Annotated in this window: 16 protein-coding genes and 5 pseudogenes; 10 read left to right on the top strand and 11 right to left on the bottom strand. The window is 70.2% G+C overall.

Annotated features, from left to right (window positions below; genetic code table 11):
• A pseudogene (locus AB0P24_RS42860) lies at window positions 1–79 on the top strand (SAM-dependent methyltransferase); the annotation flags it as partial.
• 51 nt (window positions 80–130) lie between these two features.
• Here AB0P24_RS42860 and AB0P24_RS42855 read toward each other — a convergent pair.
• A pseudogene (locus tag AB0P24_RS42855) lies at window positions 131–184 on the bottom strand (hypothetical protein); the annotation flags it as partial.
• Between the two features lie 47 nt (window positions 185–231).
• Between AB0P24_RS42855 and AB0P24_RS42850 the strand changes: the two are divergent.
• A complete protein-coding gene (locus AB0P24_RS42850) occupies window positions 232–828 on the top strand; it encodes a 3-hydroxyacyl-CoA dehydrogenase family protein (RefSeq protein WP_365803991.1) in 597 nt (198 codons plus the stop codon).
• 30 nt (window positions 829–858) lie between these two features.
• On the opposite strand, the gene AB0P24_RS42845 is transcribed toward AB0P24_RS42850, so the two are convergent.
• The gene (locus AB0P24_RS42845) at window positions 859–1,911 is read right to left on the bottom strand and encodes a metallophosphoesterase (protein ID WP_365803990.1); all 1,053 of its coding nucleotides are present in this window, start codon (window positions 1,909–1,911) and stop codon (window positions 859–861) included.
• Between the two features lie 276 nt (window positions 1,912–2,187).
• Between AB0P24_RS42845 and AB0P24_RS42840 the strand changes: the two are divergent.
• Window positions 2,188–2,550: pseudogene (locus AB0P24_RS42840) on the top strand (class I SAM-dependent methyltransferase); the annotation flags it as partial.
• 214 nt (window positions 2,551–2,764) lie between these two features.
• Here the strand turns inward: AB0P24_RS42840 and AB0P24_RS42835 are convergent.
• Entirely contained in the window at window positions 2,765–3,460 is a 696-nt protein-coding gene (locus tag AB0P24_RS42835; RefSeq protein WP_365803988.1) for an SDR family oxidoreductase, read from the bottom strand.
• Window positions 3,461–3,594: 134 nt separating this feature from the next.
• Here AB0P24_RS42835 and AB0P24_RS42830 point away from each other — a divergent pair, with 134 nt between their 5' ends.
• The gene (locus AB0P24_RS42830) at window positions 3,595–4,449 is read left to right on the top strand and encodes a helix-turn-helix transcriptional regulator (RefSeq protein WP_365803986.1); all 855 of its coding nucleotides are present in this window, start codon (window positions 3,595–3,597) and stop codon (window positions 4,447–4,449) included.
• 108 nt (window positions 4,450–4,557) lie between these two features.
• Here the strand turns inward: AB0P24_RS42830 and AB0P24_RS42825 are convergent.
• Window positions 4,558–4,686, bottom strand: a pseudogene (locus AB0P24_RS42825) (IS5/IS1182 family transposase); the annotation flags it as partial.
• A 113-nt stretch (window positions 4,687–4,799) separates the two neighbouring features.
• Window positions 4,800–5,174 (bottom strand): annotated as a pseudogene (locus tag AB0P24_RS42820) (amidohydrolase family protein); the annotation flags it as partial.
• A gap of 743 nt (window positions 5,175–5,917) precedes the next feature.
• Here AB0P24_RS42820 and AB0P24_RS42815 point away from each other — a divergent pair.
• Complete coding sequence (locus AB0P24_RS42815; protein WP_365803984.1) at window positions 5,918–8,137, top strand: transglycosylase domain-containing protein; 2,220 nt, start codon at window positions 5,918–5,920, stop codon at window positions 8,135–8,137.
• 650 nt (window positions 8,138–8,787) lie between these two features.
• Entirely contained in the window at window positions 8,788–9,465 is a 678-nt protein-coding gene (locus tag AB0P24_RS42810) for a phosphatase PAP2 family protein (protein ID WP_365803982.1), read from the top strand.
• 238 nt (window positions 9,466–9,703) lie between these two features.
• Here AB0P24_RS42810 and AB0P24_RS42805 read toward each other — a convergent pair whose 3' ends face one another.
• From AB0P24_RS42805 to AB0P24_RS42795, 3 genes are read right to left on the bottom strand one after another with little or no spacing between them, the layout of a single operon-like run.
• A complete protein-coding gene (locus tag AB0P24_RS42805) occupies window positions 9,704–10,741 on the bottom strand; it encodes a M56 family metallopeptidase (RefSeq protein WP_365803980.1) in 1,038 nt (345 codons plus the stop codon).
• 4 nt (window positions 10,742–10,745) lie between these two features.
• A complete protein-coding gene (locus AB0P24_RS42800) occupies window positions 10,746–11,174 on the bottom strand; it encodes a BlaI/MecI/CopY family transcriptional regulator (protein WP_365803978.1) in 429 nt (142 codons plus the stop codon).
• A 53-nt stretch (window positions 11,175–11,227) separates the two neighbouring features.
• A complete protein-coding gene (locus AB0P24_RS42795; RefSeq protein ID WP_365803976.1) occupies window positions 11,228–12,007 on the bottom strand; it encodes a hypothetical protein in 780 nt (259 codons plus the stop codon).
• 248 nt (window positions 12,008–12,255) lie between these two features.
• On the opposite strand from AB0P24_RS42795, the gene AB0P24_RS42790 reads away from it, so the two are divergent.
• From AB0P24_RS42790 to AB0P24_RS42775, 4 genes are all read left to right on the top strand, one after another.
• Window positions 12,256–12,924: a DedA family protein gene (locus AB0P24_RS42790; protein WP_365803974.1), complete on the top strand. Its 669-nt coding sequence runs from the start codon at window positions 12,256–12,258 to the stop codon at window positions 12,922–12,924.
• Between the two features lie 132 nt (window positions 12,925–13,056).
• Window positions 13,057–13,710 carry a response regulator transcription factor gene (locus tag AB0P24_RS42785; RefSeq protein WP_365803972.1) on the top strand — a complete coding sequence of 218 codons (654 nt, stop codon included), beginning with the start codon at window positions 13,057–13,059 and terminating at the stop codon, window positions 13,708–13,710.
• A complete protein-coding gene (locus AB0P24_RS42780; protein WP_365803970.1) occupies window positions 13,701–14,969 on the top strand; it encodes a HAMP domain-containing sensor histidine kinase in 1,269 nt (422 codons plus the stop codon). Before AB0P24_RS42785 ends, AB0P24_RS42780 begins: the two co-directional genes overlap by 10 nt.
• 38 nt (window positions 14,970–15,007) lie before the next feature.
• Window positions 15,008–16,285, top strand: coding sequence for a hypothetical protein (locus AB0P24_RS42775; protein ID WP_365803968.1), 1,278 nt, complete (start codon window positions 15,008–15,010; stop codon window positions 16,283–16,285).
• Window positions 16,286–16,390: 105 nt separating this feature from the next.
• Here AB0P24_RS42775 and AB0P24_RS42770 read toward each other — a convergent pair whose 3' ends face one another.
• The 3 genes from AB0P24_RS42770 to AB0P24_RS42760 all read right to left on the bottom strand — a co-directional run bounded on the left by AB0P24_RS42770 (window position 16,391) and on the right by AB0P24_RS42760 (window position 19,299).
• Window positions 16,391–17,485, bottom strand: coding sequence for an ABC transporter substrate-binding protein (locus AB0P24_RS42770; protein ID WP_365803966.1), 1,095 nt, complete (start codon window positions 17,483–17,485; stop codon window positions 16,391–16,393).
• A gap of 75 nt (window positions 17,486–17,560) precedes the next feature.
• Window positions 17,561–18,442 carry an ABC transporter permease gene (locus tag AB0P24_RS42765; protein ID WP_365803964.1) on the bottom strand — a complete coding sequence of 294 codons (882 nt, stop codon included), beginning with the start codon at window positions 18,440–18,442 and terminating at the stop codon, window positions 17,561–17,563.
• Window positions 18,439–19,299, bottom strand: coding sequence for an ABC transporter ATP-binding protein (locus tag AB0P24_RS42760; protein WP_365803962.1), 861 nt, complete (start codon window positions 19,297–19,299; stop codon window positions 18,439–18,441). The genes AB0P24_RS42765 and AB0P24_RS42760 overlap by 4 nt, the downstream gene beginning before the upstream one ends.
• Between the last annotated feature and the right edge of the window lie 75 nt (window positions 19,300–19,374).

Raw genomic sequence — 19,374 nt, 5'->3', positions numbered from 1 at the left:
GGATGTGCGGCGGTCGCTCGCGGAGGTGCGGCGGGTGCTGCGGCCGGGCGGTGAGCTGCGGTTCTTCGAGCACGGGCAGGTTCACGCCCGTCACCCAGCTCGACTCGTCCGAAGCCAGGTAGAGGACCCCGTAGGCGACATCGATCGGACGCCCCAGGCGACGCAGCGACTGATTGCCCGTCATGTACTTCTCATAGGCCGGCAGGCCACCGGGGAACTCGGCCGCGATACCTGATCCGGCGCGCGGCCCGAAGCGCGCCCGACCAGGCGGTGTTCGCCGGCTCCAGCTCGGCGATACGCCCCGGTCTCGTCGCGGCGGACCTGCCCGAAGGGCTGGGGGAGCGGATCCTGGTCGGCCACCCCGGCAACCCGCCGTACCTCATCCCGGTGATCGAGCTCGTCCCCTCACCCAGCACGGCCACGTGGGCCGTCGAGCGCGCCCGTGCCGTCTACACCGGCGCGGGACTGCGCCCGATCACGGTCTGCCATGAACCGGAAGGGTTCGTGTTCAACCGTCTCCAGGGCGCGGTACTGCGTGAGGCCTACTGCCTGCTCCGGGACGGGATCGCGACCGTCGACGAGATCGACGAAGTCGTCCGCGGCGGTCTCGGGCGCCGGTGGAGTGTCATCGGCCCGTTCGAGACCGTCGACCTCAACACCCGCGGCGGTCTTGCATCCGCCGTACGACGTCCGGACTCGCCGCCCCGGCGGCGACCTGCTCGCCGCCTCGCGGCGGCAACAGGAGGCGTTCGGCCAACGGACCGCCGAACAACAAGCCGAGACGGTCCCGGACGGGACGGGAGCACGGCGTCGGCGGCCGGCCGTTGACCAGGGACCGGCCGCCGACGCCCGCGCGTGTCAGGCGCCGGAGCCGGCCAGGGGCACCCGGGTCCAGTCGAGGACCTGGGGGCTGTGCGGCTTGACAGTGACCTTCAGGTAGTCCTTGGCGTTGCTGGAGCCGTCGACGGTGATGCGGTGCAGGTTCGGCACGGCGGTGGTCAGGTGGTAGAACGACAGCCACGAGGAGCCGGCGGCCAGCGGCTGGTCGCTGTTGTAGAGGTGGCTGTCGCCGTTGAAGAGGTAGACCGGTCCGTCGAAGGCGGCCGACTCGCGGGCGATGGCGGCGACGATCGGCTGGAAGGCGTAGTAGTCGGCGTAGGAGGGATCGCTGACGGTGGGGTCGAACATGTCGGCCTGCATCATCAGGGTGACGGCCCGGTTGTGATGGCTGCGCGCCGAGGCGAAGGTGTCGTGGACGGACTCGATCACCGATGCCGTACGGGCCAGTACCTCGGCGGCCTGCTCGGGGGTGGGCTGGGTGTTGCCGGTCCACGGCGCCATGCTGTTGTTGCTGCCCACCACGTCGACCGCGGCGAACGCGACGCCGGCACGGGTGTACCGGACGTCCTCCGGGACGCCCTCGCCGGCCTGCGAGATCACCCGCACGCTGTTCTGGCCCAGGGTCCAGCCGGGGCGGGGGAAGAAGACCTGGCGGACCTGGGCGAGGCGTTCCAGCGGGTTGTACGAGCCGTTGTTGGGCCGGTGGCAGTCGGTCCACTCGTTGTCGCCCACCGTGTACACCAGCGGGTCCTTGAACTGGTCGAAGTCCGACTTGATCATGTGGAAGTACGCGTCGCTGCACACCGTCGAGCCGTTCTTGATGTCCCCGAGGTGGGAGACGAAGGTGATGTCCGGGTCGGCGTTGATCTGGCTGACGACGTGCGGGAAGTCGGCGATCTCGGCGTCGCCGTAGGGCATGTCGCCGATCACCGCGAAGGTGAACGGCGTGTCGTCGGCGTGGGCGCCGGCGTCTGCGGCGTGCGGGCCGGCGGAGGCCGCCCCGGTGGACACGGCGAGCGTGATCAGGCTAAGGGCGGCGGTGGTGGACACGGCGTGGCGCCACGAGCTCATGGGATTCTCCCTCACGGTCGAGCGGCCCGGACGGCCCGGGCACACAACTGGTCAGCGGCCGGTGGGGGGTAGCGGTGCGGCTCACGGCGGGCGCGGGCGGCAGCCGGTGATCGGCTCGGCGGGGAGTTTGGCCGTCCCGGTTGGCCTTGGGGCCGGTCAGTGAGCGGACAGGCGGTGAACTCTTGCCGACGCTCCGGCGGCCGGTCCGGGCCTGCTCGCGCGACGGGGGCGACGATCGGTGCGCTGGTCGTCGAGGTGGCGGCGGTGCTGTGAACCTCGGCCGGTCTGGGGCCGGTCGCGGACCTGAGGTGCGGCCCCGGACGCGTGGCGGCACACCTGGCCGGGCCGGGGGTGGCCGTCTTCGGCGCCGATCTGTCGTCGAAGACGGTCGGGCCGGCCCGGCACGCCTGTCCGAACCTGCGGTTCGCCGAGGGCACGATGACCGCGCTGGAGAGGAGGGACGACGAACTCGGCGGCATCCTCGCCCGGTACTCCACCCCGCACACGCCCCCGCAGTGGCTGCCGGATGCGTTCGCCGAGTTCCACCGCACGCTCGCGCCCGGCGGCCACCTGCTCTGGGGAGACCATGTCGGCGATGAGCGGCCGCAGCCGACCCACGGCTGTGGCCGCCCGGTGTCCGACGGTTTCCTGTGCGGCGTCGGCCTGGTCACCGGGCTTGCGGTGCTGGGCCGTGGACCTGGGCGACCTGTCTTGGAGGTCGCGTAGATAGGCGCGGGGCGCCCCCGACAGCGAAGCCGGCACAGATCTTGGTGATCCTGGAGTTGCAACGCTCTGTGATCACCGGGGACATCTGTGCTGTACTGCCATCGCCCACGCATCAGTGACCGGACCGCTACCAGACGACCGGGCCGGTCTTGTCGAAGAAGCCGCCGGTCGGGCCGTCGGCGCCGATCGAGGCCATGCGGACGATGATCTCCGCGCCCTCTTCGATGGTCTGGGTGCCCTGGTGGCCGTTGAGGTCGGTGGCGGTGTAGCCGGGGTCGACGGCGTTGAACCGGACGGTGGGGAACGCCTTGGCGTACTGCGAGGTGACCATGACCAGCGCGGTCTTGGACGAGTTGTAGTCCAGCACTGTCACCTGGAACTCCACCCGGCTCGGGTCGGCGCACGCAGCCAGCGAGCCCAGACCGCTGCTGACGTTGACGACGACCGGGGCGTCGCTTGCTTCCAACAGCGGCAGGAAGGCGTGCGTGACCCGCACGACGCCGAAGACGTTCGTGTCGTACGTGGTCAGCATGTCGGCCCCGGTGACCTCGCCGACCGGCTTGCGCGCGCCCACGATCCCGGCGTTGTTGACCAGGACGTCGAGACGGCCTGCGTCCGCGCGGAGGAATTCGGCTGCGGACTTCACGGAATCCTCGTCGGTGACGTCGAGTTGAACGAAGCGGGCGCCGAGCGTCTCGGCCGCCGTTCGACCGCGGTGGGCATCGCGTGCCCCGACATAGACGGTGTGCCCGGCCTCGATCAGACGACGAGCCGCCTCGAAACCGAGGCCCTTGTTCGCTCCAGTGATCAATGTGGTGGTCATGTGCTCACTCCGGTGATCGGTGGGTCGGTGATGTCTCCACCGTCGGCGCACCGCAGACGAACAGGCAGTGCCCGCCTCAGCCAGTGGACCAGCAGTACCAGGCTGTCCGGGCGCGGCGGCGCGATACTGGCACAGTGAGCGAATCCAGGGAACTGGGCAGAGCCCTGCACGGCTGGCGGGACCGGATCGCCCCTGCCACGGTCGGACTGCCCGCGGGTGGAGTACGTCGGGCCGTCGGACTGCGCCGCGAGGAACTGGCCCAGCTCGCCGGCCTGTCGGTGGACTACATCACCCGCCTGGAACAGGGCCGGGCCACTTCCCCGTCGGCGCAGGTCCTGTCCGCGCTGGCCCGCGCCCTGCGGCTGTCGGCAGCCGAGCGCGAATACCTGTACCTCCTCGCGGGCCAGCCGGCGCCGGGCCCCGGGCAACTGTCGGCCCACTTTCCACCGGGGGTCCGAAGGCTGCTCGACCAGCTGGACGGCTCACCGCTGAGCGTGCATGACGCCGCCTGGAACCTGATTCTGTGGAACCCGTTGTGGGCCGCCCTCTTCGGAGACGCGTCCGCGCTGCGCGGACGCGAGCGCAACATCGTCTGGCGGCACTTCGCCGGTCTGCCCAGCCGGGTCAGCCACACCCCCGAGCAGGAGGCCCGGTTCGAGGCGGCCGTGGTCGCCGATCTCAGGGCGGCGACCGCCCGCTACCCCGCCGATGCCGACCTGCGCTCCCTGATCAAAGACCTGCGGGGTGTCAGCACCGACTTCGCGCGCCTGTGGGACACAGGCATCGTGGGCGTCCATGAGTCGGACACCAAGACCGTCCATCACCCCGATGTCGGCGCAGCCACCTTCGACTGTGACGTGCTCATAGCTCCTGGCAGCGATCTGCGCATCGTCGCCTATACCGCCGCTCCTGGCAGCGACGCCGCCTTTCGGCTCCGGCTCCTCAACGTCATCGGCACCCAGACCATGACCGAAGACAACACCCAGTGACAGCAGCCGGCGGGCGCACTCGACCCCCATGGCCCGCAGCCCGGCCTACCGACCACCGACGACGGCTCGCTGCCAACGCCGACGAGAGGCCCCCAGACAGGCGTGATCTCATCGGCGGCGGATCGGGTGATCGTCCCAGCGGTGGGTGGTCCATGCCCGTCGAATCAGGCTACGGACGGTGGTGATGGTGTCGGCGAGGTCGAAGAAGGCGTCGATGGCAGCGCAATCCATTCGTCGCGGCGACTGCGGATCGTGGTGGCCGAGCAGGTCGTGGCGGCGATCGCTTGGTAGGAGTTCAGCTTCGCCGACCCGGGCACGCAGCGTGGGCGGTGGCAGCCGAGCAGGGTGACGCCGTCGGCGCGCAGGTCGTCCAGTGCCCGCGCGGCCTCGGCGGCGGTGGCGTCGGCGTCCGGCGTGGGCAGGGTGGCGAAGAAGCCGAAACGGCCCGGGTGGTCGGCGGTCAGGGCCGCGGAGTGTTCGTTGAGGCGTCGGGCTAGGCCGGCGGCCTCGCCGGGGTCGGTGAGGAAGCCGGCGCCGGGCGTGGAGACGGACAGGATCGAGGTGGTGGTGCCGAGGAGGTCCATCAGCCGCAGTGCCGACTCGGGGCTCCAGTCGGGCAGGGCCCGGCCGCCGGCGTCGACGATGCCGGCCTTGGCGAGTTCCGCTCGGTAGAAGTCGGGCACCACATGCTGATGGACGTCGATGCACTGTGCCGAAGGGGACATGCGACGGGGCCTTTCGTGCGGGTCTGCGCGTCCTGCTGGACGGCGTCGGCGTCGGCGGGATCAAGGCCGGGCGGCGTGGTGGAGCCCGAGGGGGACCGCCTGGCCGGGAGGCGGGCCGGGGGTGTGGGACAGTTACCGACGCGGCAGGGCGGTCGTCTCCGGGGAGCGGCCGAGGTGCCGTTCGGTCGTCGCCGCCGCCGGCGGTGCGGGTCGAGGGACTGCCGGCAGATACCGTGAGCGGGGCGGAGTCTTCGAGGCCACGTCAACCGCGGCCTTCGTCCGGCAGGTTTTGCCCGCTGCGTCCCGTCCTCTCCCGCACAGGCGACCCGCTGCCCTGTTGCGCCTGGCCAGGGGCGGCTGCATGCGCAGGGCGGGCGCACCGTAGTCTTACAACATGTAGGAGTCGCTGGGGTGTAAGCGCGCCCCGACAGTCCCCGAGGGACACTCCGTGGGTGGCTTCTCGGCGCCGACGGAGCCGGGCCCTTGGCTGAGGAGTGGCGAGAATGAGCGAACACCGTCGCCGATCGTCGGGGAGGACCATACCGTCCGGCTCTGACGGTGTGCACCACGGTGGCCGGGCCGCGGCGCGCAGGGCTGCGCAGTCCCGGGACAGGCGTGCCCGCCGAACCGCAACCGCGGGCACGCGACGTGCGGACGTCACACGGTCCCGTCGGCGGGGCCTGATCGACTACCCGCGGGCCGGCCGACATGGTCTCCGGCGGTGGCTACCGTCGTGGAAGCTGGTGTCGGGCACCTTCCTGCTGTTCGTCGGCGGCCTGCTGGGCTTGTTCGGCTATGCCTACGCCACGACGACCATTCCCAGCGCGAACCCCAGTACCCAGGCGCAGAGCAACACCTTCTACTGGTCGGACGGCTCGGTGATGACCACGCAGGGGTCGACCAACCGGCAGAACGTCGACCTCGCCCAGGTGCCGAAGCTGGTGCAATGGGACTTCCTCGCCGCGGAGAACGCCACCTTCTACTCCGATCCGGGTGTCGACATGCAGGGCATGCTCCGCGCCGTCTACCACATGGCCATGGGCGGTGAGGTGCAGTCCGGGTCCACCATCACCCAGCAGTTCGTGAAGAACACCTACCTCAGCCAGGACCAGTCGGTCACCCGCAAGCTCAGGGAGATCATGATCTCCCTGAAGATCGGCGGGCAGATGCCCAAGCAGCAGATCCTCCAGGGCTATCTCAACACCTGTTACTACGGCCGGGACGCCTACGGCATCGAGGCCGCGGCCCGTACCTACTACCACGTGCACGCTTCCCAGCTGACCGTCAGCCAGGGGGCCTTCATCGCCGCCGCGGTCAACGAGCCGAGCCTGCTGATGCACGCCGACACCGATCCGAAGGCCAAGGCTCAGGCCAAGGCGCGCTGGACATACGTACTGGACCGCATGGCCAGGATCCACAAGATCACCGACGCCCAGGAACAGCAGTACCTGGCCGCCGGGTTCCCCACGCCCAAGCCGTACACGCCGTCGGCGGGGATGGCCGGGCAGACCGGTTACCTGGTGCAGGCCGCGGAGAAATACATCGAGGCCCACACGTCCCTCACGGACCAGCAACTGGGCCACGGCGGTTACCAGATCTACACCACCTTCGAGAAGAAGAAGGTCAGCGCCCTGTCGACGTCCGTCGCGGCGATGGAGCGGAAGCACCTCGACCCGCAGCACCGCTCGGCCGACAAGGACGTCCAGGTCGGCGCGGCGTCGATCGATCCGTCCACCGGCGCGATCGTCGCGCTGTACGGAGGGCCCGGCTGGAACAAGGGGCACTGGACGGACAACGCGGACGCGACCGGTGTGCCGGTCGGCTCCACCTTCAAACCCCTCGACCTGGCCGCCGCTCTCGACCACGGCGCCGTCCTCTCCCCCGGACAGCCGGCCTCACCGATCACCCCGGCCTCCAAGTTCGACGGCGACGACGGCATCACCATCAAGAACCAGCAAGGCCAGGAACTACCGGACCCGAAGGACCCCACAGGGCTCCTGCACCAGCGCAACGACGTGTCCACGAAGTGGGGTTACATCACCCTGCGCAAGGCGATGGAGCAGTCGGTCAACACCCCCTACGTCCAGCTCGGCGAGTACGTCGGCTACGACAACGTGGAGGGCGAGGCCCTGAAAGCGGGGCTCCTGCGCGCAAGCCTGCAGTACGACACCCCGGGCTTCTACATCGGTACCTCCACCCCGTCGGCGATCCGGATGGCGGACGCGTACGCCACCTTCGACGACGGCGGGATCCAGCACGATCCGTACTCGGTCACCAAGGTGGTCGCCGACGGCCGGCAGCTGCCCGGCTTCGACAAGCCCAAGGGCACCACGGCCATGCCCGCCTCGACCGCCGACACCGTCACCGACGTCCTGCGAGGCGTCGTCGAACACGGCACCGGTACCAACGCCCGGGCCCTGGGGCGCCCGGTGGCCGGCAAGACGGGTACGACCGACGACTACAAGTCCGCCTGGTTCATCGGCTACACCCCGCAGCTGACCACGGCCGTGAGCATGTTCAAGGAGGACCCGAAGAACGCCGGCCTCCAGTCGATGCAGGGTGTCGGCGGCTACGCCAAGGTCTTCGGCGCCGACATGCCCACCGAGATATGGACCGGCTACATGACAGCGGCCCTTCGGGGGCTACCCGTTCAGCAGTTCCCGCCCGCACCGCAACTGGGCCAGGGCACGGACGAATACGGCGCGCCCTCGCCCACCCCCTCCGCCACCGCGGCCCCGAGCACACCCCCGGCCACCCCGACCGCGCCGACCACCCCGACCCCCACCACCAAGTGCCGCGGGCACGGGAAGCGCTGTGTCAGTCCGAGTCCGACCGACACCGCCGGGACCACCGCCGGCACCGGCGGCGGCCTCCTCGGCGGCACAACCGGTGGCAACACCTCACCCTCACCCACACCGACGACCAGTACACCGGCGCCGACCCGCGTCCGTGGCGGGCCTTGAGCCGTCTCATGGCGGTCCGGCGCTGCCCGACTCGCCAGTGTGTGGTGGGAAGGTCCCGAGGCGAGCGCCGTGGCGCGGGCGAGACGGGCCGGGGCCATCGTCCGTCTCCATCCAGGTAACGGGCGACGGCGGTGAAGCGGGCGGGCGTCTCGTTGTAGGCGTGGGCCAGCGGGGCGGCAACGTCCAGACAGGCCGTGGCCGCCATGGTGACGGCCGTCAGGGCGATCCGTCGTCGGCCGGGGAAGCGCCTCACCGCGGGCTGTGCCGCCGGCGTGGGCCGCGGCCCGGTCCTGGCGGCGATGGCGGTCACCGGTCCGGGAGCCAGGCGGTGCAGGTCGAGTCCCACCGCGCGCTGGGCCCGACCGCGCGGTCCGTGGAGGAGCTCGGTCGGCACCGGGCCGAGGACGGTCTCCGCGGTCACCGCCGGGCAAAGTCCGATCGTGACCGCACTACGTGGTGGTGACCGGCCCGAATCCTGGAATCTACAAGATGTAGTAGATTTGGCGGGCGGCCACTTTGACGTCGTCACCATGTCATCCAAAGGCCACCTCGCGCGTGCGAGGCGGCCGGTGACACAGCCCGGACCTCATTGCCGCTCACTCATCCCATGAGCACTCGACCCGCTCACAAGGACGGAAGGACGTCTCCCTATGGCCGCGGCCGCCACCGCGCAACTGGCCTTCGACGGATCCGGTATCGACGGCTCGTTGTTCACCTCGGTCACCGACTTCGCCCGTGACACCAAGTGGCTCAACACACCCATGGAGGTGTGGACCAATCTCGGTCTCGGGGTCTTCGCGATCCTCATGATCGCGGGCTGGTGGACCGCACGGCGCCGTGGCCCGCGGGCGATGACCGTCGCACTGGCCTCGCCGGTCGCCGTCCTGATCGCCTTCGCCGCCACCGAGGTCGTCAAGAAGCTCGTCGCGGAGGTGCGGCCCTGCCGGTCGATGCCCCACGCCTACCTCGTCGACACCTGCCCGGCACCATCGGACTACGCCTTCCCCAGCGGGCACGCCACCGTCGCCGCCGCGACCGTGGCAGCGCTCTTCCTGCTCGATCGCCGGCTGAGCGCCGTCGCCGCCGTGTTCGCCGTACTGGAGGGCTTCAGCCGGGTCTACGTCGGCGCCCACTACCCCCACGACGTCCTCGGCTCCGCTGCCCTCGCCCTCCCCGTCGCCTTCCTCGTCAGCTCGGCACTGCGCCGCTGGGCCGCCCCGCTGGTCGGCTCTCTGAGCCAGGGGGTGTTGCGCCCGTTGCTGACGACCGAGCCCATCGCCACCCCACAGCCGGCCCGGCAAGCCGCTTCGACCGGGGATCCACTGTGACTGCCCCTCCGACAGCGCAGCGTCACAACACCGTGCGGCAAGTCGGAACGACCAGGACCAGGAGTCCCGGCACCGGGGGCGGCCGGTCGGAAGCCGGTAGCCGGTAGCCGGGCACCACTACGACGGCCGTACCCCGGGCGCCCCCATGGTGACCAGGGCGAAGGCGAGTGCGGCGTCAGGCGAGCCGGAGCCGCCCCTCGGGTGCTGTGCGACAGGGTGAGCAGTGGCGCCGGGCAGGTCAGAAGTGCCGCTGTCCGTGCTCCGGACGATCGGGACCGGCACAGCAGCGGTCCGGTCCGTGCCCGGGGGCGCCGGCGTGCGCGGTCGGCGCGGCGGCGGTCGTGGCGGTGGTGGTGTCGGCATGTGCCGTGCACAGTGCCCACTGCGCGCTGTCCAGCATCCGGTCGCTGTCCGAGGCGGCGTTGGCCAGGCTCGCGCAGCAGACCACCAGCAGCAGACCGCCCGCCAGCAGAGGCAGGTTCCGGCGGGCGGGCGGCGGGGCCAGCAGGGCCCGTACCCGCTGGGGCACCACTCCGCCGGTCGCGGCCAGCGCGGTGGGACGGGACGCGCCGGCGGAAGCCAGGGCGGCGCGGCCGACGGCGTGAGCGACGACCGTACGGTCACCGACCCGCTCGGCGGCGTCCTCGTCGGCCCAGCGCTCCAGGACGAAGTTGCCCGCGACGGCCACCGGCCGCAGCAACGGGTTCAGCGCGGCCGTGAGCCGCCACACGCTCTGGAAGACGTGGTGACGCCCGCGCAGATGCGCCCTCTCGTGAGCGAGCAGCGCCTCGCGCTCGGCGTTGCCGAGGCGGCGCAGCATCCCCCGGGAGACGACGATCCGGCCCGGTGCCCCAGGCAGCGCGAAGGCCAGCGGGACGTCGTCATCGAGTACCGCCAGCTCCGTGTGCCCGGGCAGCTCGGCGCACTCCCGCCGAGCCCGGAGCAGATGGCGGCCCTGCCGGACGGCGGCCACGCCGAAGGAGACGACGCACCCCGCAAGCACCAGGGTGCTGACGGCCGCGACCACGGCATAGACGGGGTCCTGGGAGCGCAGGGCCGAAACGGACCAGCGGCCCTCCTCGGCGATCTGCGGGATCTGCGCCACCCCGGTGAAGGCCAGCAGGGCGAGTGATCCCGCCCAGCCTGCCGCGGTCACGAGCGCGGCGCAGGCCAGGGCCAGGGCCGCTGGGCGCGGGGGCAGCCGGTGCGCCACGGGGGGCGCGAGCACGGCGAGTGCCGCCGTGACGAGGAACGGGATGTAGACGCTGATCAGCATCGGCTCACCGCTCCCCGGGGGAGCGCCGGCTCTCGGGGAGTATGTCGTCGTGCCCGGACAGAAGCTGTTGCAGCAGGTGCTCGTCCTGTTCGGACAGTTCGGAGACGAAGCGGGCCAGTACCGCCTGACGGTCGGAGCCGCCCTTCAGCAGGGAGTGCATGCGCTGGGCGGTGTGCGACGCCTCGTCGCGGGCCGGTTCGTAGGCATAGCCACGCCCCTCGCGGTGCCGTACCAGCATGCCCTTGTCGTGCAGCCGGGAGAGGATGGTCAGTACGGTCGTGTAGGCGAGGTCGCCCGAAAGCCGTTCCCGGACCTCCCGCGCGGTCAGCGGCCCGTTGGCCGCCCAGAGCGCGGCGAGCACATCGCTCTCCAGTTCGCCGCGCGCCCGCCTGCCGGATGCCTCGTGGGCCTCCTCGTCTCCTTGGCGCGCCACCTCACCGTCCGCCTTCCCTCGCCGTCGTCGCCTACAGGCTACCCGCCCGCCTCCTACTTGTCGTAGGACGTGTCCTTGCGGGAGACCGCCAGGTAGCCGACGAAGCAGGCGATGGCGACCGTCCAGGCGAGGGTGACCGGGCCGAGGCCGAACCCGAGGCCGCCACGGGAGTGCCCGAGCGCCATCCAGTCGGCGAGGGATGCGCCGAGGGGGCGGGTGATGACGTACGCCGTCCAGAAGGCGGGCACGGCGGCCAGGGCGCCGAAACGGTGGGCGAGGGCGGGAACGCAGATCGCCACCGCGAAGAGGGCGACCGAGCCGAGATAGCCGAATCCGGCGGTCGCGGTGAGGTCGCCCGCGGCGGTGCCGAGGGCGAAGGTGGCGAGGACGGCCGCCCAGTAGAAGAGCTCGCGGCTGCGGGTCGTGATGCTGTGGATGGACAGGGTGCGCTCGACGGCGTACCAGAGGGCGAAGACCGCGGCCAGCGTGACGAGGAAGACCGGCGTCGACACGGTGTAGGGCACGCCGAGGCCGACGTGCAGCACGTCGGCGGCCATCGTGCCGAAGACGCTGACCATGACGACGGCCGTCCAGTAGACCCAGGCGACGTACCGGCGCACGGCGAACTGCACGGCGAGGGAGGCGGCCAGGGCGAGACCGCCGAGACCGACCGCCGGCACCGGGCCGAGGAGCTTGGCCAGCAGGTCCGACGCGGTCTCGCCCATCCCGGTGGTGAGCACCTTGATGATCCAGAAGTAGGCGGTCACTTCCGGCACCTTGTTCGCCACGGTGCGCAGGGGGGTGAGGGGGCGGTCGTCGAGGAGAGGGATCATGGTCCGCACGATGGCATGGCCCTCTCCCACCACCCCGGACGTTTTTGCCGTCGCTTGGGGACTTCTGGTGCATGAATTTCACCACCGCGCGGTCAACCTGACCGCAACCTGAACATCTCGCCGAAGCACCTGGTCAGGGTGATTGAGGGGATGATACGACCGGCATGCGGGCGGTCGTGATCGCCATCCACAGCTGTAGTCGCATAGTTGTGTGGACCGAACCCATCCATCCGGAAGGACCCTGCCCCATGACGGCACCGATTCCGGCGGCGTCCCAGTTGGCTGTGAACGTGCTCGACGCCCACTCGCTGCTGGCGGCCTTCGGGGTACTGGGTGTCGCGGCGGTGATGTTCGCCGAGACCGGACTCCTGGTCGGATTCTTCCTGCCGGGTGACTCCCTGCTGTTCACCGCCGGACTGCTGTGCACCGGGTCGGCGCACGGGAGCCTGCACCTGTCTCTCGGCCCCCTGCTCGTGGCGGCGGCGGCCGGCGCGCTGGCCGGGGCTCAGTGCGGATATCTGCTCGGGCGGAAGGCCGGCGGAGCGTTGCTGGCTCGCAGTCACTCCCCGCGACTGCACGAAGGAGCGAAACGCGCCGAGAGACTCCTGGAGCGCTACGGGTATGCCAAGGCCATCGTGCTGGCCCGCTTCGTGCCCGTGGTGCGCACGGTCCTCAACCCGGTGGCGGGCGCGCTGGAGGTGCCGGTACGGACGTTCACCCTGTGGCAGGCCGTCGGCGGGCTCGTGTGGAGCGTCGGACTCACCCTCGCGGGGTACGCGCTCGGCTCGGCGATCCCGAATGTCGACCGGTACCTGCTGCCGCTGGTGGCGCTGATCGTCATCGTGTCGCTGGTCCCCCTCATGGCCGAGGTGTACCGCGGGCGCCGGGCCGCCAGGTCCGGGGAGGGCCGCAGGTGATCAGCGCCTGGGGCGGCGGCGGGGCGCCGACGGGTGCACCGCACTGGTCGAAGCCGCCGCGGATCTCGCGGACTGCCCCGGCGCTGACCAGGGAGAATGGAGAATTCTCGCCGGAATACCTAGGGTCAGCCTGTGGCTTTTATTGTGGTATGTGAGGATGACGTTGCGGTCCGTGACGTCCTCAAGCGTGCACTTGAGCACGACGGCCATACGGTCGCGGTCGCTCCCACGGCGCACAGCCTGCTGCGGCAACTCGAGCCGGTCCCTCACCTGGTCGTCCTGGATCTGGGGCTTCCGGACGCTGACGGCCGCGACGTCTGCCTGGCGCTGCGGGCACGTGGCGTTGACGCCCCGGTGCTGATGCTCACCGCTCTGGACGGCATGCATCACAAGGTGGGCGGCTTCGAGGCGGGAGCCGACGACTACCTGACGAAGCCGTTCGACATCCCGGAGTTGCTGGTGAGGGTCCGTGCCCTGCTGCGCAGGACAACCGCGACAAGCCCACCCAGCGGCGTCGTTCTCGATCCGGCGAAACATGTCGTGATCCACGGTGCGGCAAGCGAGAGCCTGACGCCGACCGAGTTCCGACTGCTGGGCAGGCTCATAGCCTCGCAGGGCGACGCCGTACGCCGCCACGCCCTCGTCGCCGCCGGCTGGCCGCACGGCGCGCAGGTCAGCGACAACACCCTCGACTCCTTCGTTCGCCGGCTGCGGACCAAACTCGGCGCGCTGGGCGTGGCCGATCGCCTGGCGACGGTCCGTGGGGTGGGCTATCGATGGGAGTGACGGGCTTTCGCGGAAGGGTCGTCGCGCTCGCGGTCCTGATCGCGACCGCGGTGGTCGCAGTGCTGGTGGTGGTCTCACATGTGTTGCTGAGCCGGGTGACCGACGCCGACGCGAACGCTCTGGCGCATACACGCGCGGAGGCGGTGGCGGCGAACGTAGCCGTACGCGGTGGTCACGTCGTGCTGATCGAGAGCGGCAACGAAGCACTGGACACGGTCTCGTGGGTGTACGCCGACGGGCACCTCATCGACGGGATCGTGCCGGGCGGCGTCCTGGACCGCGTCGCTGCACTTGTCGGCTCCGGGCAGTCCCAGACCACCACGGTCGGCAGCCACCTTCTGTATGCCCGGCCGATCCGGCTCGAAGGCCACCACGTCATGGCGGTCGTGCGGGTGGATCTGACGCCGTACGAGACGTCGGAGCAGCGAAGCCTGATGATGTCGCTCATGTTGGGCGGCATCTCGATCCTGCTCGCAGGCGTCGTCGCCCACCTCGTGGTGGGTCGTGCGCTGCGGGTGGTCCACGACATGGCCGCTCTCGCCGACGACTGGGGCGATCATGAACCCGGGCGCCGCTTCGACCTCGGCGTTCCGCGCGATGAGTTCGGGGAGCTCGGGCGCACTCTCGATCGCCTGCTCGACCGCGTGGACAACGCGCTCGCGGACGAGCGCCGGCTCACCGATGAGATCGCCCACGAACTGCGGACGCCCTTGACGGCCCTGCGGGGCGAGGCGCAGTTGGCGCAGCTGTCCGGTCATCATCTGGCACCGGAGTCTGTTCTGACCGAGGTCGACCGTCTGAACACGGCGATCACGACGATTCTCGGTACCGCCCGGACACGGATCGACGGCGGTACCCGCTGCGATCTCAGGGCGGCGGCGCGACAGGCGATCGCCGGCCGCTCCATCGAACTCGCCGTCCCCGCCGACGTCGATGTCGCCGTGGCAGCGGAACTCGTCGTGGCTGTGCTGTCCCCCCTGCTGGAGAACGGCCTGCGGCATGCGAGGTCGCGCGTCTGGGTCACGGCGCGCATCCAGCCCCAGGGGGTCGTGACCGATGTCCTCGACGACGGCCCGGGGTTCGATCCCGCGGAGGTCGACCGGGTCTTCGAAGCGGGCGTGACCAGCGGCGACGGGCACGGGTTGGGGCTGGCCGTGGTGAGGCGTCTCGCCGCGTCCGCGGGGGTGGCGGTCCGCGCGGTCGCGGATGGCCGAGGTCGCGTCGAGGTGACCTTCCCCGTGCCGGAGGCGATCGCGTAGTCAGGTTGTGTGCAGGTTGGCCGAGCCAGCCTCGCCGCATGACAACGACAAGCGAAGCCCGCACGCAGCACAGCGGGCGGCTGATGCTGAACAAGGTTCCCGAGGTCACCGTCTGGTTCTGGGTGATCAAGATCCTCTGCACGACCGTCGGTGAGAGCTTCGCCGACTGGATCAACATGAAGCTGGGCGTCGGCCTGGTCAACACGGCATGGATCTTCACCGCGGTGTTCGTGGTGGTGCTGGGCGTCCAGCTGCGGCTGAAGCGGTACGTCCCGTTCCCGTACTGGCTGACCGTGGTCGTTGTCAGTGTCACGGGCACGCTGTACACCGACATCCTGACCGACCAGCTCAACGTGCCGCTGTGGATCAGCACCACCGTGTTCTCGGTCCTGCTCGCCGTGGTCTTCGGCGTGTGGTGGCTGCGCGAGCGCACCCTCTCGATCCACTCGGTCACGACGCTGTCGCGTGAGTCGTTCTACTGGCTCACCGTTCTCGTCACCTTCGCGCTCGGCACCGCGACCGGCGACTGGACCCTGGAGCTCACCGGCTGGAGCCCGGGAGTCTCGGTCCTGCTGCCGCTCGGCCTCATCGCGGCGATCACCCTGTTGCGGAAGTTCGGCGCGAACCCGGTGCTGTCCTTCTGGCTCGCCTACATCCTGACCCGCCCGCTGGGCGCCAACATCGGCGACTGGCTCGCCTCCCCGAAGGTCGCTCAGAACCCCGGCGACCCGACCGGACTTGCGCTGGGCACCTTCACCACCAGCCTGATCTTCCTCGGCCTGATCCTGGCGACGGTCATCTACCTGACGGTGACGCGCTCCGACGTGACCGAGACCTACGACGCCACGCACACCCCGCAGCTCACCGCCAACCCGCAGAGGGAGCGCATCGCGCTGGCGGGCTTCGGCCTCCTCGCCCTCGCCACCGGGGGACTGCTGGTCTGGGCACACAGCCAGCCGCACGTCGGCCCGGCGCCGGAGACCGACGCCACCTCCACCGTGCAACTCGCCCCTGGCCAGGCCGTGAAGAAGTTCCCGTCCGCGAAGGTCGACGCGCTGAGGGCCCTCGCGTCGACCTCACTCAAGGACGCACAGTCAGGGAACGCGACCGGGGCCCACACAGCTGCCCAGTCACTGCGAGACCTCTGGGATGCCGACCAGGCCTCGCTGCAACCGCTGGACAACACCGGCTGGACGTTCCTCGACGCCCAGATGGACCAGGTCCTGAAGACCTTCGGCATCGACCACCCGAACCCTCCGATGCCGCCGGCCCGGCAGGAGGCCGAACTCAACACCCTCCTCACGGACATGCGCTGACGTCAGGATGCCGTCGGCCGCCCCGGCCCTCGTCCGTGACCTGGTCGCCGGAGTGGGACGGGGCCGCCCGGGTGGTCGTCACCCGAGCGGCCCCGTGCGGCGGGATCAGCCGGTCGGTCCTGCCGGGGCGGTGGTGGTCTTGAAGCCCTCGGTCTTGTTGGCCTGGAGGGCGAAGTCGTTGGTGAACGTCTTGCTCAGGTCGACCGAGCCCTTCACGTTGCCGACGAGTTGCTCCGTGGCCAGGGAGGTCTTCGGGCCGCCGGCCGGCATGATGCCGTCGGGGAGGAACTGGCCTTTGTCCTCGGTCAGGGCGGCGATGTAGTCGCTCTTGGTCACCAGCTGGTTCGAGACGAACGACGTCGGCAGTTTGTTCGCGATGTCGGCCGCGTTGTGGGTGTTGATCCAGTGCATGGTGGCGACAAGTGCGTCGACGACCTTCTGCACGGTGTCCTTGTGCGAGTTCACCCAGTCGGTGCGGGCGAGCACACCGGCCGCGGGGTAGGCGCCGCCCATGGCCGCCGTGGCGCCCTGCGTGGTGGCCAGGTCGATCGCGGAGGCGCCGACGCCCTTCTTCTGGATCGCGGCGACCGTCGGCTGTGTCGTCATCACGCAGTCGACCTTGCCGTTCTGCAGGGCGGCGATGGCGGTGGAGCCCGCGCCGACCCCGATCCGGTGGAACTGGCTGGTCTTGACGCCCTTCTTGGCGGCCAGGAACTGGGTGAGTGTGTCGGTGCCCGAGCCGAGGTCGGTGACGCCCAGGGTCTTGCCCTTGAAGTCGGCACCCGAGGTGACACCCGACTTCTTGGTGCACATCTCCCGTTCGCCCGGTGCGCCGGAGAGCTGGACGACGTCCTCGACCGCCTTGCCCTTGGCCTGGAACTCGATCGTGTGGTTGTACCAGGCACCCGCCATGTCCACCTGCCCGGAGGCCATGGCCTCCTCCGCGCCGACGCCGCCGTCCTGCTCGGTGCTGAGCTGTACGTCGACGCCGTACTTCTTGTAGAAGCCGAGGTTCTGGGCGAGCTGGTAGGGCAGGTAGATCTGCTTGTCGATACCGCCGACCATGAGCTTGACGGTCGGTGTGCCGCCGGAGCCGGTGGTCGCGGTGGTGCTGCCGGAGTTACCGGAACAGGCGCTGACCGCGCCGAGGGTGAGAACGGCGAGGAGAGACGCGGCAACGGTGGCGGGTCGTCTGGACATGGCTGGCCACATTCCTTTTCTGAGGTCGAACAGGGAAGAGCGAGGGAGTGGAGGGAAGGGGAGGGGAGGGGCCGGTCAGAGGGCGTTCGACGCCTCGGACGGGGCCGGCGGGCGCCAGGACAGCAGCCGGCGTTCGAGCTTGCCGATCACCCACTCGGCGCCGAGCACGATGACCGAGATGACGAGCATCGTCGCGAACACGCCGTTGGGGTCGAAGTTGTTCTGCGCGGTCTTGATGACCAGGCCCAGGCCGCTCTGCGCGCCCAGTACCTCCCCGACCAGCGCGCCGACGATGGCGAAGCCGAAGGCGCTGTGCAGGCTGGCGATGATCCACGTGAGCGCGGAGGGGACGGTGACGTGCCGGATGATCTGTAGCTGCGAGGCGCCGAGCACCCGGGCGTTGGCGAGGATGTTGCGGTCGACCTCGCGCACGCCCTGGAAGGCGTTGAAGAAGACGATGAAGAACACCAGCACCGCGGCGAGCAGGATCTTCGGCAGCACGCCGATGCCGAACGCGACGATGAAGATCGAGCCGAGGACGATCCGCGGGATCGCGTTGACCATCTTGATGTAGGGGCCGAGGACGTCGGCGAGGAAGCGGCTCTGGCCCAGCGCGACACCGAAGACCACTCCGGTGAGGGCTCCGAGGACGAAGCCGACGAGTGCCTCCTGGATCGTCGTCCAGATGTTGGCGTAGAAGGACCCGAACTCGGTGCCGTGCTGGAAGAGGTCGGCCAGCCGCCTGGCGATGCCGGAGGGTTGCCCGAAGAAGAACGGGTCGACGATCCCCCAGGTGGTGAACGCCTGCCAGCCGCCGATGACGAGGGCCGCCAGGCCGACGCGGCCCGCCCACACCAGGGCGGCGCGGCGCCGACGGGCGCGCTTGGCGGCCGCCCCGGCCGAGAGCGGTGCGCCGCCCTTGAGGGGGGCGGGGGAAACAGCGGACGTCGTACTCATGCCGTACCTCCTGCGGTGCGTGCGTAGGCGCGCTCCACCTCCTCGCGCAGCGAGTCCCAGATCTGGTGCTGAAGTTCGATGAAGCGGGGCTGGAAGCGGATCTCCTGGACCGAGCCGCGCGGGCGCGGCAGGTCGATGTCGAAGACCGCCTTGACCGACCCGGGGCTGGACGTCATGACGACGACCCGGTCGGCGAGCGCCACGGCCTCGTCGAGGTCGTGGGTGATGAAGATGACCGAAGGCCGGATCTGCTCCCACAGGCCGAGCAGTTCGGTGGACATGATCGCCTTGGTCTGCACGTCCAGGGCGCCGAACGGCTCGTCCATGATCAGGATCCGGGGTTCGTTGATCAGCGCGGCGGCCATCGCCACGCGCTTGCGCATACCGCCGGAGAGCTGGTGCGGATAGCGGTCCTCGAACCCTGTGAGACCCACCCGGCGCAGCCAGTCGCGCGCCGAGACCTGGGCCTGCTGCTTGGGCACCCCGCGGAAGACGGGACCCATGAGGACGTTGCCGAGCACGGTCTTCCAGGGCAGCAGGGCGTCGGCCTGGAACATGAAGCTGACGCCGTCGGTGACGCCGTCCACCTCGCGGCCACCGACCCTGACCGAGCCCTCGCTGGGCCGGTCGAGCCCGGACACCATGCTCAGCGTCGTGGACTTGCCGCAGCCGGTCGGGCCCACCACCGCGCAGAACTGGCCGGGCTCCACGGTGAACGAAACATCCTGCAGCGCCGTGAACACCTCACCGGCGGGAGTCAGAAATCGTTTGGTGAGCCCGGAGATCTCGACTCGCGCGCTGTCCTGGCCGGCTTTCCCGGCGGCCGGACTCACCGCCGCATCGTTTCGCGAAGCCATCTGAGGCCGTCTCCTTCCTAACCTCGGGGTCGAGGAAGGCAGACGCTAGAGGCCGCCGGGTGTTACGTCGCTGTT

This window comes from Streptomyces sp. NPDC086519 (genome assembly GCF_040686075.1).
Taxonomy (GTDB): domain Bacteria; phylum Actinomycetota; class Actinomycetes; order Streptomycetales; family Streptomycetaceae; genus Streptomyces; species Streptomyces shenzhenensis.
Note: the sequence above shows the minus strand (reverse complement) of the source record. Positions and strands in the feature narration are given on the sequence as shown.

Bases quoted from the DNA above. Each gene is read 5' to 3' on its own strand.
- AB0P24_RS42845 (WP_365803990.1), bottom strand. From the start codon at position 1,911: ATGAGCTCGTGGCGCCACGCCGTGTCCACCACCGCCGCCCTTAGCCTG.
- AB0P24_RS42835 (WP_365803988.1), bottom strand. From the start codon at position 3,460: ATGACCACCACATTGATCACTGGAGCGAACAAGGGCCTCGGTTTCGAG.
- AB0P24_RS42810 (WP_365803982.1), top strand. From the start codon at position 8,788: ATGGCCGCGGCCGCCACCGCGCAACTGGCCTTCGACGGATCCGGTATC.
- AB0P24_RS42805 (WP_365803980.1), bottom strand. From the start codon at position 10,741: ATGCTGATCAGCGTCTACATCCCGTTCCTCGTCACGGCGGCACTCGCC.
- AB0P24_RS42795 (WP_365803976.1), bottom strand. From the start codon at position 12,007: ATGATCCCTCTCCTCGACGACCGCCCCCTCACCCCCCTGCGCACCGTG.
- AB0P24_RS42790 (WP_365803974.1), top strand. From the start codon at position 12,256: ATGACGGCACCGATTCCGGCGGCGTCCCAGTTGGCTGTGAACGTGCTC.
- AB0P24_RS42780 (WP_365803970.1), top strand. From the start codon at position 13,701: ATGGGAGTGACGGGCTTTCGCGGAAGGGTCGTCGCGCTCGCGGTCCTG.
- AB0P24_RS42775 (WP_365803968.1), top strand. From the start codon at position 15,008: ATGACAACGACAAGCGAAGCCCGCACGCAGCACAGCGGGCGGCTGATG.
- AB0P24_RS42770 (WP_365803966.1), bottom strand. From the start codon at position 17,485: ATGTCCAGACGACCCGCCACCGTTGCCGCGTCTCTCCTCGCCGTTCTC.
- AB0P24_RS42765 (WP_365803964.1), bottom strand. From the start codon at position 18,442: ATGAGTACGACGTCCGCTGTTTCCCCCGCCCCCCTCAAGGGCGGCGCA.
- AB0P24_RS42760 (WP_365803962.1), bottom strand. From the start codon at position 19,299: ATGGCTTCGCGAAACGATGCGGCGGTGAGTCCGGCCGCCGGGAAAGCC.